Origin of the sequence: Mesobaculum littorinae (assembly GCF_004011175.1) — a bacterium.
Taxonomy (GTDB): domain Bacteria; phylum Pseudomonadota; class Alphaproteobacteria; order Rhodobacterales; family Rhodobacteraceae; genus Tranquillimonas; species Tranquillimonas littorinae.
The window spans coordinates 458,883-474,424 of sequence record NZ_RQXX01000001.1; the positions used below are offsets into that span (position 1 = coordinate 458,883).

15 protein-coding genes are annotated in these 15,542 nt (G+C 68.6%); 8 read left to right on the forward strand and 7 right to left on the reverse strand.

Annotated elements, in window-relative coordinates:
- Positions 1 to 97 precede the first annotated feature (97 nt).
- Positions 98 to 685, reverse strand: a complete 588-nt coding sequence (locus tag EKE94_RS02120) for a GNAT family N-acetyltransferase (protein ID WP_164870794.1) — start codon at positions 683 to 685, stop codon at positions 98 to 100.
- 138 nt (positions 686 to 823) lie between these two features.
- Here EKE94_RS02120 and EKE94_RS02125 point away from each other — a divergent pair, with 138 nt between their 5' ends.
- Both EKE94_RS02125 and EKE94_RS02130 read left to right on the forward strand, forming a co-directional pair.
- A complete protein-coding gene (locus EKE94_RS02125; protein ID WP_164870795.1) occupies positions 824 to 1,255 on the forward strand; it encodes a hypothetical protein in 432 nt (143 codons plus the stop codon).
- The gene (locus EKE94_RS02130; protein ID WP_235855863.1) at positions 1,252 to 1,653 is read left to right on the forward strand and encodes a hypothetical protein; all 402 of its coding nucleotides are present in this window, start codon (positions 1,252 to 1,254) and stop codon (positions 1,651 to 1,653) included. The genes EKE94_RS02125 and EKE94_RS02130 overlap by 4 nt, the downstream gene beginning before the upstream one ends.
- Positions 1,654 to 1,709: 56 nt before the next feature.
- Here the strand turns inward: EKE94_RS02130 and EKE94_RS02135 are convergent, their stop codons facing one another.
- A complete protein-coding gene (locus EKE94_RS02135) occupies positions 1,710 to 2,717 on the reverse strand; it encodes an AI-2E family transporter (protein WP_127904946.1) in 1,008 nt (335 codons plus the stop codon).
- Between the two features lie 178 nt (positions 2,718 to 2,895).
- Here EKE94_RS02135 and EKE94_RS02140 point away from each other — a divergent pair, with 178 nt between their 5' ends.
- Complete coding sequence (locus EKE94_RS02140) at positions 2,896 to 3,306, forward strand: secondary thiamine-phosphate synthase enzyme YjbQ (RefSeq protein ID WP_127904947.1); 411 nt, start codon at positions 2,896 to 2,898, stop codon at positions 3,304 to 3,306.
- A gap of 53 nt (positions 3,307 to 3,359) precedes the next feature.
- Here the strand turns inward: EKE94_RS02140 and EKE94_RS02145 are convergent, their stop codons facing one another.
- On the reverse strand, positions 3,360 to 4,019 hold the full coding sequence (locus EKE94_RS02145; protein WP_127904948.1) for an SDR family oxidoreductase: 660 nt from the start codon (positions 4,017 to 4,019) through the stop codon (positions 3,360 to 3,362).
- A 315-nt stretch (positions 4,020 to 4,334) separates the two neighbouring features.
- Here EKE94_RS02145 and nrdR point away from each other — a divergent pair, with 315 nt between their 5' ends.
- Both nrdR and ribD read left to right on the forward strand, forming a co-directional pair.
- Positions 4,335 to 4,802 carry a transcriptional regulator NrdR gene (nrdR, locus tag EKE94_RS02150; RefSeq protein WP_127904949.1) on the forward strand — a complete coding sequence of 156 codons (468 nt, stop codon included), beginning with the start codon at positions 4,335 to 4,337 and terminating at the stop codon, positions 4,800 to 4,802.
- Positions 4,799 to 5,923: a bifunctional diaminohydroxyphosphoribosylaminopyrimidine deaminase/5-amino-6-(5-phosphoribosylamino)uracil reductase RibD gene (gene ribD, locus EKE94_RS02155; RefSeq protein WP_268878265.1), complete on the forward strand. Its 1,125-nt coding sequence runs from the start codon at positions 4,799 to 4,801 to the stop codon at positions 5,921 to 5,923. The genes nrdR and ribD overlap by 4 nt, the downstream gene beginning before the upstream one ends.
- A 67-nt stretch (positions 5,924 to 5,990) precedes the next feature.
- Here ribD and EKE94_RS02160 read toward each other — a convergent pair whose 3' ends face one another.
- The 3 genes from EKE94_RS02160 to EKE94_RS02170 form a co-directional block, all read right to left on the reverse strand.
- Complete coding sequence (locus EKE94_RS02160; protein WP_235855900.1) at positions 5,991 to 8,066, reverse strand: capsular polysaccharide biosynthesis protein; 2,076 nt, start codon at positions 8,064 to 8,066, stop codon at positions 5,991 to 5,993.
- A 2-nt stretch (positions 8,067 to 8,068) separates the two neighbouring features.
- Positions 8,069 to 9,202, reverse strand: a complete 1,134-nt coding sequence (locus tag EKE94_RS02165; protein ID WP_127904950.1) for a polysaccharide biosynthesis/export family protein — start codon at positions 9,200 to 9,202, stop codon at positions 8,069 to 8,071.
- A gap of 94 nt (positions 9,203 to 9,296) precedes the next feature.
- Positions 9,297 to 10,508: a capsule biosynthesis protein gene (locus EKE94_RS02170; RefSeq protein ID WP_127904951.1), complete on the reverse strand. Its 1,212-nt coding sequence runs from the start codon at positions 10,506 to 10,508 to the stop codon at positions 9,297 to 9,299.
- A gap of 520 nt (positions 10,509 to 11,028) precedes the next feature.
- Between EKE94_RS02170 and EKE94_RS02175 the strand changes: the two genes are divergently transcribed.
- Positions 11,029 to 11,637, forward strand: coding sequence for a riboflavin synthase (locus tag EKE94_RS02175; RefSeq protein ID WP_127904952.1), 609 nt, complete (start codon positions 11,029 to 11,031; stop codon positions 11,635 to 11,637).
- Positions 11,638 to 11,734: 97 nt separating this feature from the next.
- On the opposite strand, the gene EKE94_RS02180 is transcribed toward EKE94_RS02175, so the two are convergent.
- Entirely contained in the window at positions 11,735 to 13,552 is a 1,818-nt protein-coding gene (locus EKE94_RS02180; RefSeq protein WP_164870796.1) for a sensor histidine kinase, read from the reverse strand.
- Positions 13,553 to 13,862: 310 nt separating this feature from the next.
- On the opposite strand from EKE94_RS02180, the gene ribB reads away from it, so the two are divergent.
- Together ribB and EKE94_RS02190 are read left to right on the forward strand one after the other, a co-directional pair.
- Positions 13,863 to 14,978, forward strand: coding sequence for a 3,4-dihydroxy-2-butanone-4-phosphate synthase (ribB, locus tag EKE94_RS02185; protein WP_127904954.1), 1,116 nt, complete (start codon positions 13,863 to 13,865; stop codon positions 14,976 to 14,978).
- Between the two features lies 1 nt (position 14,979).
- Complete coding sequence (locus EKE94_RS02190) at positions 14,980 to 15,528, forward strand: 6,7-dimethyl-8-ribityllumazine synthase (RefSeq protein ID WP_127904955.1); 549 nt, start codon at positions 14,980 to 14,982, stop codon at positions 15,526 to 15,528.
- The last annotated feature ends 14 nt before the right edge of the window (positions 15,529 to 15,542 follow it).

Genomic DNA, 15,542 nt, shown 5'->3' on the forward strand with positions numbered 1-15,542 from the left:
CGCAGATATGTCGATTTCATCGGTCAGGCGGGGGCAGGGTCTGCCCGCCGCCGGTCGTCACCGGAGGCGCCTGATCGGGTACCGATGCCGGGGCGCCTCAGATGTCTTTGGTCATCAGCACCCAGGCGCTGTTGGGGCTGTCCCAGTCAGACTTGGCCACCGGACGGCGCGCGATTTCGCCATAGCCCGCGGCCCTGTAAAGCCGCCGCGCATTATCGTTGACGTCGGAGACGATCAGGCTGAGGCGCGGGCACCCCGCCGTCCGGGCCCGATCGACGGCCGTGGCCAGAAGCGCGCTTCCCAGTCCCATCCGGCGATACCCGGGATAGGTCGCCACGATGTTGACGAAGAAGCTGCCCGGAACCATCGCTTCAAGTTCTGTCATGGGGCCGTATTCAGGCGGGTCGGCAGGGTCTGCGGGTGCGGGGTGGGCCGCCAGCGGGTAGGCGATCAGGCAACCCGCCGCGTCGCCGCCGATCTCGGCGATCGTGGCATGGCGCCACGAGATCGGGCCGCTGTCGCCCTGGGCGCGCAGGCGCCCGACGTCGTAGGCGGACTGGTCCGGCGTCACGCTGCGGGCCCAGATGTGGCCGGGAAGACCCGCGCCCGAGATGTCGACAAGCTCGACCAGAAGGTCTGCATCCTGGACTGTGGCCGGGCGCTGCGACATGGGGGCGGCGGTCATCTGGAACCTCGGAGCAGGGAAGACGTCAGGCGTCGCTAACGCGGAAAATCGCGCCGTGCAATTGAAGACCGCCCCCGGGTGGATATATCGAAGAGGTTGCGGATCGGCCCGACGCCGGTCGCGCGTAAGGGAGCTTTCATGTTCGAAGACGAAAACCTTTCGGATTTCGACACCGATCTGGCCGAGCTCGACATCGATCTGGCCGACGTGCTGGGCGCCGTCTGCGGCCGGATCGAAACGGCGGGCTACGACCATCCCCTGGTTGCCTTCCGCCATATGGACGAGGTCCGCGAGATCCAGGTCGACGACGAGGTCGAGCGGGAGGACGACATCCGCCTGCTGGAAATGATCCTGCAACAGACGGGCCTTGCCCTACCGGGGGCCGTGGCCTTCTGTCGGCACGAGGCGCAGGGCTACTACGCCGTCGTGGTCGAGGACCGCGACATCTCTTTCCTGCATCTGATGAACGGCGAAGAAGGCTGGTTTGCGTCCGAGGTTCCGCGTCCGAATTTCTGGGCTGTTCAGCCCAACAGGCATGCCCAAGAGGGCGAAACAGGAATGGTGCAATGATGCGATCCAAAATGGCACGGGCGGCTGCCGCCATCACCTGCGCGACCGTGCTAGCCGCGACGCCGGCGCTGGCCGGGTTCCAGGCCGAGAATGCGCTTTATGTCGAACCGGCGGGAAACACGTCCTTCGACGTGCCTTATCGCGGTGGCCGCGCCGGGGCGTCGGATTTCTGGTGCGCCGCCGGGGACTACGTGATCCGCGGCCTGAACGCGGCCCCCGGCACCCGTATATGGCGGGTTTCGGAGCCGCCGCGGCGGTCGGGGCAGGGGATTCGTTTTTCGCTGTCGCCCGACGGCGCCGCGTCGCGCAGCGGTCTGCTGACGCTGTTCGGACAGGGCGATGCCAGCCTGTCGGCCGCGCATGCCCGCGCGCTCTGCGAGGCGTCGCGCGACCGCTGAGCGGCGCGGCGAACGCGGCATGAAGGCTGCAATGCGGGCACCCTTGGGCGCCCGACCTAGCAGCGGTGCGGTTCGCCGTTGTTGGGGCGCACGTAGACCTCGTCGATCAGGACGCAGGCCACCACGGTCAAGGGCGCGCTCAGGATCACGCCGATGATCCCGAAGACCGTCCCGACGGCGACGAGCGACAGCAGGAAGACGGCCGGCGGAACCTGCGCCACGCTCTTTTCCACCATCGGCAACAGGAAATTCGACTCTATCTGCTCGATGGCGAGGAACAGGCCCAGCGTCCACGCGACCATGCCGGGGCTCATCGTCATCGCCAGCAGCACCGCCGGAATGGCCCCGAGGATCGGCCCGACGACCGGCACGAATTCCAGCAGCCCGGCGAAGAGGCCCAGCGCCAGCGGCGAGGGCAGGCCGATCGCCCAGGTCCCCAGCGTCACTCCGGTGCCGACCGCCACCATCGCCACGACCTGTCCCAACAGCCAAGCGCGAAGACCGGTGCCCGCGCAGGTCAGCGCATCGGCGGCCGCATCCTGCCTCTTCTGCGGAAAGAACCGGATGAGACCCTTGAGGTAGACATCAGGCGTCAGGGCGAAGAAGAGGCCTACGCACAGGATCAGGACAAGGCCCGTAACACCCTCGGCCAGCGCGGCCGACCACTTGGTCATGCGGCCGGCCATTTCCTTCATCATGTCCGGGCTCATCACCGACTGAAGGTCGAAGGCACTGCCGATGCTGCTGTCGAGGGTCCGCGCGGCGGCGGGAAGGTCGGTGGCCAGCTGCGTCACCTGCGCCAGTAGCGACGGTGCCGCGAACCAAAGCGCCAGCGCGACCATCAGTGTCAGGCCGAGCCCGCTGGCGACGACCGACACCCCGTGCGGCAGGTTCGTGATCCGCGACAGGGGGCGTGCGCCGACCAGAAGGATGTTGGCAACGATCACCGCGCCGAAGGTCAGTAGCAGCGTCTGCCGCACCCACCAACTGGCTACGACTAGGATGACGATCCCCGCGACCAAGAGAACGCGGTTGAAGAATTGGTCGAAGCTGACCCCCGGCATCTGCGCTGTCCCCGCATCTCGTGTCAAAGTCGCGCTCTGCCGGCGCGTCCTGCCTCAACCGGGGCCCGAAGCTTCGGTTCCGTCGCGGGCGGGATCCCGGGGCCAGACCGGTCGCTCAGGGCGCTGCGGGCGCCGGAATGGCTTGCGATCGAGGGCCGGGACGGGCAGCATTGTGCCCATGCAGACGGATCTACAGATTTCGACCCGCGGCAAGGGCCTTTACGAATTCACCCGGGATGTACGGGGCTGGATTCCGCGCGGAGTCTCGGGCGTTTTGACGCTGTTCGTGCGCCACACCTCCTGTTCCCTGCTGATACAGGAGAACGCGGATCCCGATGTGCAGCGCGACCTGCAGGCGTTCTTTGCCCGGTTGGTGCCGCCGGCGGATGATCCCGATATGTCCTACCTCGTCCATACGCTGGAAGGGCCCGACGACATGCCCGCACATATCAAGGCGGCGATGATGCCGGTCAGCCTGTCGATCCCTGTGCGCGATGGCGTCCCGATGCTGGGAACATGGCAGGGCATCTATCTGTTCGAACATCGCAGCCGACCGCATGATCGGCTCGTCTCGGCCCATTTGGGCTGACCCCCGGCCCCGATTGCGCGAGGCCCCATGGGGCCCCGCGCCGCGCACAGCGTTCAGCTTTGCGGCATCAGGTAGACTTCGCGCACGGCGGCGTGGGCCGGGGCGGTGATGGCGTAGACGACGGCCTCGGCCACGTCTTCGGGCTTCAGCTTGTCGGGCTTGCCTTCGTCGAAGAACGGCGTGTCGACCATGCCCGGCGCGATCACGGTGCAGCGGCCGCCCCATTCGCGCATGTCCTCGGCCATGTTGCCCGCGTAGCCGTGCACGAACCATTTCGTTGCGCCGTAGATCGACCCCGACAGGTGCTTGCGCCCCGCGGCTGACCCGGTCAGCACCAGCGTGCCCTTGGTCTTCTTCAGTTCCGGCAGGGTGGCGTGGGTGGTATAGAGAACACCCATCACGTTGAGGTCCACCATGCCCTTTATATCCTCGGGGCTGCGGTCGGTCAGGCCGCGGCCTGCATTGGCATAGACCGCGTCGATCCCGCCGAAACGCTCGGTCGTGCGGGACACGGCGTCGGTCAGAGAGGCAAGGTCGGTCACGTCGCCGGGAAGGGCCAGCGCGGCATCGCCGATGTCGTCGGCAAGCGCGGTCAGCTTGTCCTCCGAGCGGGCGAAAAGCGCCACGTTCCAGCCTGCTGCGGCGGCGGCCCTTGCCGTGGCGGCGCCGATCCCGGTCGAGGCGCCGGTGATGAAGAGCGTCTTGGCTGCCATGTCGTCGATCCTTTCGTTGGTCTGGTCGACCGGGAAACGTCGACGGGGCGCGGGGCGGTTCCCCGCGTCGCTGCGACAGCAGGCGTCGCGGGCGGCGTGCGCCCCCCGTGCGCCGCCCCCCGTGCGCCGCCCCCCCTGCCGCACAAGGGAGCGGCGGCAGCGTATCGAGTTGATGGGCCTGCAGAGGGGGCAGGGTGCCGTAAGGACACGGTTGTGGCTCTGTATCTTGGGGCGCAGATTCGGCCCTACCCAAGCCTTTGGCGCATGCCTATAGTCGTCGTGGAAACTTGGGCGGCACGATCAAGGGGGCCGGATATGCGCTGTCCGTTTTGCGGAAATATCGACACGCAGGTAAAGGACTCGCGCCCGGCCGAGGATCATGTCTCGATCCGGCGGCGACGGCTTTGCCCGGCCTGCGGCGGCCGCTTCACCACCTACGAACGCGTGCAGCTGCGCGATCTGGTGGTGATCAAGACCAATGGCCGGCGCGAGGATTTCGACCGCACCAAGCTTGAGCGGTCGATCCGCATCGCGTTGCAGAAACGGCCTGTCGAGCCCGAGCGCATCGACCAGATGATCTCGGGCATCGTGCGACGGCTGGAAAGCCTGGGCGACACGGATGTCGCGTCCAAGGTGATCGGCGAGATCGTGATGGAAAGCCTCGCCCGGATCGACACCGTGGCCTACGTGCGCTTTGCCAGCGTCTACAAGAATTTCCAGGAGGCGGACGACTTCGACCGCTTCGTGGCCGAGCTGCGCCCGCCCCTCAAAGTCGACGAGTGACCGACACCAGCCGACATGACCCCGAGGCCGACCGCCGCTTCATGGCGCTGGCCCTTTCGCTGGGCCGGCGCGGCATGGGCCGCGTCTGGCCCAACCCCGCGGTGGGCTGCGTCCTGGTGCGTGGGGGCCGGGTTGTCGGGCGCGGCTGGACCCAGCCCGGGGGGCGGCCGCATGGTGAAGTCATGGCCCTGGCGCAGGCCGGGGACGCGGCGCGCGGCGCCACGGCCTATGTCACGCTCGAACCCTGCGCCCACCATGGCAAGACCCCGCCCTGCGCCGAAGCGCTGGTCGCCGCGGGTGTTGCCCGCGTCGTCTCGGCGCTGGAGGATCCCGACCCCCGCGTGGCCGGGCGCGGTCACGCGATCCTGCGTGCCGCCGGCATCGCGGTCGATACCGGGGTGCTGGCCCGGGAGGCCGCGCGCGATCACGCCGGGTTCCTGTCGCGTCTGTCGCGTGGGCGCCCGGTGGTGACGCTGAAGCTTGCCGCCTCCTTCGATGGGCGCATCGCCACCGCGACGGGGGAAAGCCGGTGGATCACGGGCCCAGCAGCGCGGCGGCTGGTGCATGCCGAACGGCTGGGCCATGACGCGGTGCTGGTGGGGGCGGGCACGGCCCGGACGGATGATCCGCTTTTGACAGTGCGCGATTTCGGCGCCGTTCAGCAGCCGGTGCGCATCGTGGCGTCGCGCCACGTCTGCCTGCCCTGCGCGGGGCGGCTTTGGGACAGCGCGGCCGAGCTGCCCTTGTGGCTGGTTCACGGGGCTAAGGACGCGCCGGGCGAAACCGCGCTGGCCTGGCAGGCGCAGGGCGCGCGGCTGATCCCGGCCGCGGGCAGCGGACGGCAGATCGACGTGGCCGCGATGCTGCAGGCCCTGGGCGAGGCAGGGCTGACCCGGGTCTTTTGCGAGGGGGGCGGCACGCTGGCCGCATCGCTTCTGCAGGCGGGGCTGGTCGACCGGCTGTTGGGCTTCACCGCCGGATTGTCGCTGGGGGCCGAAGGGCGCCCCTCGGTCGGGGCGCTGGGGCTCGATGCCCTGTCCGAGGCGACGCGCTTTCGCCTGGTCGACCTGCGCGAGGTTGGCGGCGACGCGATGCACGTGTGGGAGCGGCCGGCCGACTGAGCCATCGCGTCGCGGTGCCGTCCCTTGTGTCCCGGGCGCGGATCGCGCCGGACCCTGCGTGCCCTTTTTACCGCCAGAGGTAGGATGTCCCGGCCAGCGCGCCCTGCGCCTTGGCCAGCGCGCGATTGCCGACCCCGGGTTGCGGCAGGGGGCCGTGGGCCAGCAGGTGAACTGCGGTCTCGGGCGGGCAGGGCGCGCCGCTCGCGGGGTGGAAATAGCGCGGATAGCCGATCAGCGCGGCATGGACGAGCCCGGCCAGCGTGATCCCCTGCGGCGGGCAAAGCTGGCGCCGGCGCTGCGGGATCGCGCCCAGGTCGCGCGTCAGCCCCCAGCCCGCGTAGAAGGGCGCCCCGAGGCAGGTGACGGCGGTGCCGCGCAACAGCGCCTCGAACCCGGTGGCCGAGGTCATGGTCCAGACCGCATCGACGCTCTCGATCAAGGCGATCGGATCGGCGCGGTCGATCACGAGGTCGGCAAGCCGCCCGGCCTCGGGGACAGCGCCAGGGCGCAATCCCGCGACCACGTCCGGATGCGGCTTGTAGAGGATCGCGGCCTTGGGGTTCTGGGCGCGAACCTCTTCAAGTAGCGCGCGATTGGTACGGATCGTCCCGCCACCCTTGAGGATCGAGGCGTCGTCTTCGACCTGCCCGGGGACGAGGATGCGCCGCCGGTCGGGAAGCGGCGGCAGCGGCGGCGCGGCGAGGTTGTATTTCGACAGCCGTGCGACCCTGATCGCGGCAAGCAGCGCCTCGGCCCGCGCGATTTCGCCCCGCGGCAGGGCCGGCGAGGCGGCGATCAGCGTCTCCAGGTCGCTGGGGCGGGTGGGATCGTAGTAGATGCCCCGGGTATCGGTCACCAGCGACAGCGGCGGGATCAGCTCGGCTCCCAGTCCGCGGGATCGCAGGAACCCGTCCTCGATCCGGATCAACGGCGCGCCGCCAGCCGCCGCAGAGTCTTCGCCGCCGTGCGCTGCTGTCTCCTTGCCTGCCCAGACCATCAGCGGACGGTCGCGGCGGGCGGCCTCGGCCCGGGCGCGGGCAGGGTCGTCGCGGAAGACCACCGGCGCGTGGCGGCCGAAGGCGCGTTGCAAAGGGCGTCGTTTCCACAGCCGCATCCCGCTGGCGACGTAGCCGCGCCGATCGGACCGCCACGCCCGGGCCTGCGCCTCGAGCAGGCTCAGCGCGTCCTCGAACCGGCAGAGCCGGTCGCGGAACGGGTCGTACCACGTCGGTGCAAGGATCATGGCGGCCGCGAAAAGTTGCGCGCGCGTCAGGCGGCGCCGGCGGCGGGGTACGGGGGTTTCGTCCTGCGTCAGGCCCCAGCCGCCGTAGAAGGGCTGGCCGAAGATACGCGGGCGATGGCCGGCGAGGATCGCCTCGAACCCCAGTTGCGAGGTGACGGCATAGACCGCCACCGCCCCCTCCATCAGCGCCCAGGGGCTCACCGGATCGTCGAACAGGCGGGTGCGGTCATCTTCGTGGCGCGGCCCGAAATGGCCCGCACGATGGCCCTGCACCGTCTCGGGGTGGGTCTTGAGCAGGATGCGGGCGCCGGGGTTCTCGATCTGCGCGAAGGCCAGCATCTCGTCGAACGTGGGCTCGGACGCGCCGCCATGGCGGATCGAGGCATCCCCGCGGGTCTGATCGATGACCAGAACGTAGCCGGGATCAGGCGCGGGCAGGGCGGGATCGAAGGCGTTGTACTTCGACAGCTGCGCGTGCCGCATCCGGTCGATCCCGTCGCGCGCGCGGTCTAGCAGCGCCGTGTCGTCAAGCGGGTGGGTCGCAAGCAAAGTTTCCAGCGTTGACGGGGTGCCCGCGTCGAAATGCACGCCCGCGGGATCCAGCAGCAACCCCAGCGGCGGGTCGCCCGCCCGGCCGGGATGGACCGACCGCAGGAACGCATCCTCGACCCGCAGGATCTGGGCGCGGGTGCGCGCGGCGACGCCCTCGCCCCGGTGGGCCGTGGGCGACCGGCCCCAGACGCCGACCCAGTCGTCGGGCCCCGGACGTCCGACGCGCAGCCGCCAGCCGGCAAGGTTCAGGATCCGCCGCAGTCGCCCACTGGTCAGGAAGCCGCCGTTATATACGAAAAGCCGCCGGGAAGTTTCCTCCCCGGCGGCGATGTCCTCGGGATCGCGCAAGATCAGTTCGACGCGATGTTGCTGATCGACGATGCGGTGCCGACGGTGCCGGTCAGTGCCGAAAGTGTCTTCGACCACTGTGCGTAGGGCGCTTCGGTCACGAAGACCGTGTCGCCGTCGCGGATCAGGAAATCGCGGGCCTCGAACATGCCGGTGGGTTCGGTCAGGTCGAGCACGTAGACCATCCGCTGCGGCCCGATCAGGTCCGAGCGGGCAAGCACCTGGTTGGCGATCTCGGCCGGTTCGTTGCGGAAGACGAAGACCCCGGTGGGATCGGCAAGGTTCGGGTTCAGGCCGCCGACGCGGGCGATGCCCTCGATCGCCGAGATGGTGCGATCCTCGAAATCGACGCGGTTCTGGGTGCCGGTGGCGCCCAGCGCGGTAAAGGACCGGTTGTCCTGTTCGACCAGGATCCGGTCGCCGCCGCGCAGCGCGATGTCGTAGGAGGGGTTCTCGTAGAGATCCTCGAACCAGACCTTGCCGCGCTGCCCGCCGCGGATCACCGTGATCTGCGCAACCTCGGTCGGGATGGCGATGCCGCCGGCGCGTGCCAGCATCGACGACAGCGTGCGGGTGGGGCGTTCGATCGGAAAGACGCCCTGGGCGCCGACGCCCCCCGCGACCGACACGGTCGCGCCGTCGCCCGCCAGCCGGCGCACCTGCACCTGCGGATCGGGGGTCTGGGCGTCCAGCTTGTCGGTGATGATGCGGCGGATGGCCTCGGGGCTGTTGCCCGCGGCGCGGATGCGGCCCGCGTAGGGCACGAAGATGAAGCCGTCGCCATCGACCTGCACCTCTTCGAGGAGGGTCGAGTTAAGGCCTTCGTTGGCCAGAAGCCCGTCGTCGACGTTTTCATAGATCGTCAGGCCCAGCGTGTCGCCGGGGCGGATCGTGTCGGATCCCACGACGCCGGCATTCACGAACCCGGGCCCGAAGCCCAGCGCGGGCGTGAAGGCGGTGGCGCGGGTGACGCGTTCGTTGACCGACACGATGAAGGCGTCGCCCTGCCGCTGCACCGATCCGGCGAAGATTTCCCGTTTCGTCGGGCCCGAGCGCGGCAGGCCACAGGCCGCCACGCTGGCCGCGAGCGCGATCAGGGCCACGGATCTGGCCCAGCGCGAGGTGTTGATTTTCACTGCCCGGTCTCCTCGACCTTGTTATTCGCTCGACTTTTTCCGGAAACGCTACGCAAAGCGGGGCGTTCTGGCTAGGCCGATGAGGGGGGACAGTCTAGCGGACAGCCCGCAACTGTTGCCGCGGCGCCGCGGTCCCGCGCGAAAGCGCGTCATAGGGATCATCGTCGGCGAGCATCATGTCGACCACCTGCCGCAGCAGCTGGCGCCGCCCGGCGGCGGAATAGAAGCCCCCCGCGACCTGGCTGGTTTCAAGCAGGTAGTGGCGATAATCGCGATAGGCGCGGCTGTCGGGGCGTTCGGGGCGGGCAAAGAACTCGGCCACCGGCAGGGTCGAGACGAACTCGGGCTTGGAATAGACCGCCGCGCCGAAGACCTTGAGCGGCAGGCCGCGCCAGAGCACCTGCTGACCGGCGGTCGAGTTCACCGTGACCGCGCTGCGCGCATGGTCCAGAAGCGCCGCGAGCTTGCCGCCCCGGACGAAGTGGACGCGGTCGGCGACGCCATGCTCCTGCGCCAGATGGCGCAGTTCACGCTGCAGGTTGACGCGGTCGTCTTCCAGCGGGTGCGCCTTGAAGACGAGGTGATGATGCCCCGGCGCGCCGCGGGCGAACCCCTCGATCACGACCTTCAGGAACTCGGGCATCGTGTCGAAGTGGGAATGCACGCGAAAACTGGAATCATGTTCGAGCTGCAGAAGGACGAGGTGGTAGGGAAAGCCGCCGTACTTGATCCGCCATGTCGCGCGCAGTCGGTCGAGGCGGTGCAGCGGCATCATCATCAGCCGCCGCAGGTACAGCCGGAATTCCTGGCGCACGTTCAGGTCGCGATGCGGGCGGAAGTTGGCGTAGCTGCGGTTCCCGAGCAGGACATAGGCGTGGTAGAGCGCGCCGTAGAAGATGTGGTGACGCATGTCGCCCCAGTGCGCGGGGGCTTCGGGAAGATCCAGCTGCCCCTTGGCCAGCGTCTCCTGCATCGTATCGACGCTTTGGCCCATCAGGCGCGAATTGCCGTTGGTCCCGTCCCGTTCGTAGGTGACCCAGAAGGGCCGCAGGTACCCCTCTTCGAAGACATGGATGCGCAGTCCGCGGGCGCGTGCCTCGGCCACGGCTTCGGCGTGGATGGGGCGGGTGTCGCCGTAAAGCACGAGGTCGGTGATGCCGAACTGCGCGACGATCCCGGCAAAGCTCTCGCGCCAGTGCTCTGCGCCGCCGCGAAAGGCGATGTAGTGGCTGCGGTCGGACCAGAACGCCGCGTCTCCGCGGTTGAAACCGACGCGCCAGCATTCGGCGCCGGCGGCGCGCAGCATCCGCGCCAGCCGATCGAAGAACGGCCCGTGGGGGCCCTGCAGAAACAGGAACCGCGTGCCCGGCTCGGCTCCGGCTTTGGCATCGCGCCCTTGGCCGAACGTCCGCTGCGGGGGCGTGGTGTCGGGAGGTTGGGGCGATGTCCTTGGCGCCGTGGCTGTGCCCGACGCGGGGCCCGACGCGCGGCCCGGGACGGTTTTCCCAGCCGCCTCCGTCGTCCCGACGGCCGGATCGCCAGGCGCCCCGGCGGACCGGTTGCCGGCGGTCGAAGCGGGATCCTTGGATGTGGGGTCGGGCGGGGGCATCATCACCATCAAAGCGTTGCGTTACGGCGGTCCGTTTTCAAGTCCTTGAGCATATGCGCGATTCCGGCAAGAGGATGGCGCGGTCCGGGTCAGTTCGGGTCGCTCCTGCGGCTTGCGTGCCGCGGACGCCGCGACTAGGTAGACTGACGGGCTCCGCCGCCTGAAAAGGCCGGCGTGGGCGGGGCCCCGGACAAGGGTCACAGACAGGGGCGCGGGCATGTTTACCGGCATCATCACCGATATCGGCGAGGTTCTGCAGGTCGAGCGTCGCGGCGATCTGCGCGCGCGCATCGCCACCGACTACGACGTGCAGGATATCGAGATCGGCGCCTCGATCGCCTGCGACGGCGTCTGCCTGACCGTGATCGCCACCGGCAGCCAGCCGCGGCCGTGGTTCGACGTCGATATCTCGGCCGAAACCGTGTCGGCCACCAACGTGGGGCATAATGGCTGGGCGACGGGCCGGCGGCTGAACCTCGAACGTGCGCTCAAGGTCGGCGACGAACTGGGCGGGCACATCGTGTCGGGCCATGTCGACGGCGTCGCCACGATCGTCGAGATGCGCGACGAGGGCGACAGCACCCGCGTGACGCTGGAAGCGCCCGAGGATCTGGCGCGCTTCATCGCGCCCAAGGGCTCGGTCGCGCTGAACGGCACGTCCCTGACGGTGAACGAGGTCGCGGGCCGGCGCTTTGGCATCAACTTCATTCCCCACACGAAGACGGCGACGACATGGGGGCAGGCGGCGGTGGGCGATGCCGTCAACCTCGAGATCGATACGTTGGCCCGCTACGTCGCCCGCCTGCAGGAGGCGCTGCAGGGCTAGGGCCCGGGCGAGAGCCTGCAGACCCGCTATTGCCCTTGGGCGCGCCGGGGGCGACAGCGCAACCCGGCAGAGGATGTGCGGGGCGAGTTTGCGCCGGTCAGGCGGCGCGGGTGCGGGCGGTCTGCATCGGCACGTCGGTCTCGTGGGTCGCTGACTGCGGAAGCTCGATGAAGAAGGTGGTGCCGACGTTCGGTTCGCTTTCGTAATAGATGCGCCCGCCCAGCTGCTCCATGATCAGCCGCGCGATGTTCATGCCCAGGCCCGAGCCCTGGTGTTTGCGCGTGGTGGTGCCGTCGATCTGCGAGAACCGGCCGAAGACCTTCGATTCCGATCCGGCGGGGATCCCTTCGCCGCTGTCGCTGACGCAGATCTGCACAAAGTCGTCCAGGCAGGCGACCGCGACCTCGACCTCGCCGTCATCGGGCGAGAACTTGATCGCGTTCGAGCAGACATTGGTGATCACCTGGCCAAGCCTTTCGACATCGGTGCGCAGGATGCAAGGTGCGGAACCACAGTCGAGCCGCAGCGCCACGCCGTTGCGCACGCCGAACCCTTCCAGATCCTCGACACAGGTGCGCACCACCTCGCGCAGGTCGACCTCTTCCTGCGAGATCTCCAGCTTGCAGGATTCCAGCTTTTGCAGGTCGAGAAGATCGTCGATCAGCGCCGCCAGCCGGTGGGTGTTGCGGCGCGCCACTGCGATGGGGCGGGCGCTGGCCGGGGGCAGGTCGCCGAACTGCCCGGCGTGGACCATGTCCAGCATGCCGCGGATCGAGGTCAGCGGGGTGCGCAATTCGTGGCTGACGAGGGCGAGGAATTCGCTTTGCAGCCGCGATGCCTCTTCGGCGCGTTCCTTGGCCTCGCGCAGCGACTGGGTGATCGTCTCTTCGCGGCTGACGTCGAACAGAGTCACGGTCCAGCCCATCGAGGGGCGGTCATGGTGCACCGGATCTTCGATCATCAGCACCTGGGGGCGGAACACGCGGTCGCCGATCACGACCTTGGCAGGCGCGTCGATCCCGCCGTCGCGGGCGATCGCGGCCAGCAGGTCGGCAAAGGCGCGCTGCGCCTGCGCGCCATGCGGCCCGGTGAGCGCCGCCTGCGCCTCGGGGTTCGACGAGACGAGGTGCCCGCCGGGATCGGCGATCAGGATCGGAGCGGGGGATTCCTTGAAGATGTAGCGCTCGCCGACCATGTCCACGCTCATCGCGTGGCTGTTCAGGATCAGCCACCCGTTCGCGGCCAGGGTGAAGACGAAGAAGAAGGGCGTGGAATCCACCCCGAAGGTCGTGAATCCGATAGTGTTGTAGGCGATGTTGCCGATCACCGGCCCCATGGTCATCAGGATCAGTGCACCGAAAAGCGGACGGAACGTCGCCTTCGTGCGCAGGAATCCGATCACGCAGATCAGCGCCGCGACCGTCACCCAGGCGTAGTTATGTGACAGAAGCGCCCAGTACCACGGGCCGCCTTCGATGATCAGTGAAGGCCGGCCATCGATCATTGCCAGCTTGGTCCCGTCACCCAGAAGGGCGTGATGCTGGGAATTCGTGACCGCGACGATCGTCATGATCGCCCCGAGGCAAATCAGCAGCGGGTTGCGCCAGCGATCCGAATCCAAGCCGCGGATCGGCCCGAATTCCATCAGGAACAGCGTCCAGGCTACCGTGGTGACCGTGACGCTGGGCGCCGTCATCGACATCCAGAACATCTTGCAGTCGAGCGGGGTGACGGCGATCTGCATGACCGCAGCGGCCAGCCACAGGACGAGGCCGACATGCGTGATGCGGTAAAGTGCGCCGCCCCGGACGATCCTGTGCTTCCAGGTCCAGGCCGAGACACCGGCAAGCACGACCAGCAGAGACGCGGACACGATGACCGCGCTGTCCAGCCTGCCAATCTCGAAACACTCCACCTGACCCCTCCCCAGCATGGGGCGCCGCGTGGACGCCGTGCAGTTGCGGCACTGTTTGCCGTCGATTTCTTCCCCAACGTCACGTTCTAAGGTCGGTTCTGGGCAGGAAAGGGGACGGGCAGCGGTGTTTTCGTGACTTTGTGGCGACAATGCGGCGTCGTCCGGCCCTTGCCCGACCCGACGGGCGGCTGCTGGGGCGCATCGACGGCGCGCCGACGCGACGGCCGGGCAACGCTGCGACGGCTGCGCTTTCCATCCCCCGCGGGCTGGGCTAAACCGCCGGGCGACAGCGAGAGAGGCCCGACCGCCCATGCCAGACACCGCCGCAGAGCCCTATTCCGACGCGATCTCGCCGATCGAGGAGATCATCGAAGACGCGCGCAACGGGCGGATGTTCATCCTTGTCGATCACGAGGATCGCGAGAACGAGGGCGACCTGATCATCCCCGCGCAGATGACCACCCCCGCTGCCATCAACTTCATGGCCACGCATGGGCGGGGGCTGATCTGCCTTGCCCTGCCGGGCGAGCGGATCGATGCGCTGGGGCTGCCGCTGATGGCGTCGTACAACTCCTCGCGCCATGAAACGGCCTTTACCGTGTCGATCGAGGCGCGCGAAGGCGTGACGACGGGCATCTCGGCGCAGGATCGGGCGCATACGGTGAACGTGGCGATCGATCCTGCCAAGACCGGCGCCGACATCGCCACGCCGGGCCACGTCTTCCCGCTGCGCGCCCGCGAGGGCGGCGTTCTGGTGCGCGCGGGCCATACAGAGGCCGCGGTCGACATCTCGCGCCTTGCGGGGCTCAACCCCTCCGGCGTGATCTGCGAGGTGATGAACGACGACGGTACCATGGCGCGCCTGCCCGACCTGATCGCCTTCGGCCAGCACCATGGCATCAAGATCGGTACGATCAGCGACCTGATCGCCTACCGGCGGCGGTACGACAATCTGGTCGCGGTCCGCTCCGAACGGCAGGTCACCAGTGCCTTCGGCGGCGACTGGACGATGCGGGTCTATGCCGACGAAACCCAGGGCGCCGAGCACATCGTGCTGATCAAGGGCGACATCTCGGGACCCGACCCGGTTCTGGTGCGGATGCACACGCTGGATCCGCTGCTCGACATCGTGGGGCTGGGTGCGATGGGCCGCACGGGCGAGTTCGGTGCCGCGATGCGCGTCATCGCCGAGGAGGGACGCGGCGCGCTGGTGCTGCTGCGCGACCTGCAGATGAAGCTGCCCGAGGAGGGCGACGTCGCCTCGCCGCAGACGCTGCGGCAATACGGTCTTGGCGCGCAGATCCTGTCTTCGCTCGGGGTGTCCGAGCTGATCCTTCTGACCAATTCGCCGAAGCCGCGCGTGGTCGGGCTCGAAGGCTACGGGCTTTCGATCTCGGGCACCCGGCGCATTCCGCTGGAGAGCTGACATGGCCGGCCATTCCGACAACGACATGGGACTGCCCGATTTCACCGAACCGGCTAAGGTTCTGATCGTGATCGCGCCCTACTACAGCAAGATATCGCAGGCGCAGCTGGACTCGGCCCGCGGCGTGCTGGACCGTGCGGGCGTCGCGCATGACACGGTCGAGGTGCCGGGATCGCTTGAGATCCCCACAGCCATCGGCATGGCCAACCGCCTGTCCAGCTTCGACGGCTACGTGGCACTGGGTTGTGTGATCCGGGGCCGGACCAGCCACTACGACGTCGTGGTGAACGAAAGCGCGCGCGGCATCATGATGCTGGGCCTGCAGGGGCTGGCCATCGGCAACGGCATCATCACCGTCGAGAACATGGACCAGGCCGAGGAACGCGCCGATGCCGACCGTCTGGACACAGCGGGTGGCGCGGCGGCGGCGGCCTTGCATCTGATCGCGCTGGCGCGACGCTGGCGGCGGCCCGACACCGGCGTGGGATTCCGCCCCGGCGCGTACCGCGTGGCGGGCGGCGAAAACGAAGAAGGACCGGCCAAGGCATGAAGGCGCCCAGCAAG